At 56.5% G+C, this 1110-nt stretch carries 1 protein-coding gene; it reads left to right on the top strand.

Translation table 11 applies throughout. The annotated features are described in order from the left end of the window. The first annotated feature begins 70 nt into the window (after positions 1 to 70). Positions 71 to 1105 (top strand): IS630 family transposase, encoded by a 1035-nt coding sequence (locus tag AB4Y42_RS44020; RefSeq protein WP_368692983.1) that lies wholly within the window; start codon positions 71 to 73, stop codon positions 1103 to 1105. Positions 1106 to 1110: the final 5 nt, after the last annotated feature.

Below are 1110 nucleotides of genomic sequence, written 5' to 3'. Positions count from 1 at the left end.
TTACTCATAAGTCAGGAATTTTGCGGACAGATGGTCTATGCTTGGGCGATAGCTATTGAGAGCATCGCCCATGAAACGAGATGGCCGGAGCCTGGCTCACAACACGCTCGAAGAGATGCGTATCCTTGCAGTTCAGCGTATGGCTGAAGGCGAGCATCCAAATGATGTTGCCGCGTCGTTTGGGATGCATCGCTCATGGGCGTACAAGATCAGGGCGCAGGCGCGAGGCCGTGGTCATGGTGTGCGAGTGCTGCGATCGACCAAGGGCACGGGTCGCCCACGTACGCTTACTGCGACGCAGGAGCAGCGGGTAATGCGCTGGGTTAATGGCAAGAATCCAATGCAGTACGGGTTTGATTTCGGGTTGTGGACGCGCAACCTGGTTCGTGAGCTGGTACGACAGAAATTCGACGTCACGTTAAGCCTTGCTTCGATCGGTGCGATGCTCGCGCGTCTGAACCTGACGCCGCAAAAGCCGTTGCAGCGTGCTTACCAGCGTGATCCGGAAGCTATCGAGCGCTGGCAGCGAGAAACCTATCCGAGCATTGCCAGGCGGGCTCGCGAGCAGAAGGCGGACATCTTTTTCTGGGACGAATCGGGCTTCCGTGCTGGCTCGGTGCATGGCAGGACGTGGGCGCCGCGCGGTGAGACGCCGGTGGTCGAGCGGCCCGGCGAACGGCAAAGCATGAGCGCCGCGTCCGCTGTTAATTCGAAGGGGGCCTTCTGGTTTGCAACGTATGAAGGGGCACTTAGCGGCGAGTTGTTCGTGGAACTGCTCAAGAAGCTTATGTTCAATCGGAAAAGAGCGGTTCATCTGATCGTCGACGGATTGCCAGCACATAAGAAAGCCGTCGTTAAGGACTATGCCGCCAATACGCAGGGCAAGTTGACTTTGCATTTCCTGCCCGGTTACGCACCGGACCTGAATCCAGATGAACTGGTGTGGAGTCACGTCAAGCGCACCGGTGTCGCGCGGCGCCCACTTCAAAAAGGTGAAAAGCTGGGCTCAAAAATTCACGAGCAGCTTTCACAAATTAGCCGCGATCCGTGCCTTGTTCGGTCATTTTTTAGGCATCAATCTGTCAGCTATATTGCTGACGTGTGAGTAAC

The sequence above is a fragment of the Paraburkholderia sp. EG286B genome, assembly GCF_040965655.1.
In the GTDB taxonomy this organism is placed as follows: Bacteria; Pseudomonadota; Gammaproteobacteria; order Burkholderiales; family Burkholderiaceae; genus Paraburkholderia.
The sequence above is the reverse complement of the archived record's forward strand: the minus strand, read 5'-3'. Positions and strand labels throughout refer to the sequence as shown.

Coding starts and splice junctions, on each gene's coding strand:
- AB4Y42_RS44020 (WP_368692983.1), top strand. CDS start 71: ATGAAACGAGATGGCCGGAGCCTGGCTCACAACACGCTCGAAGAGATG.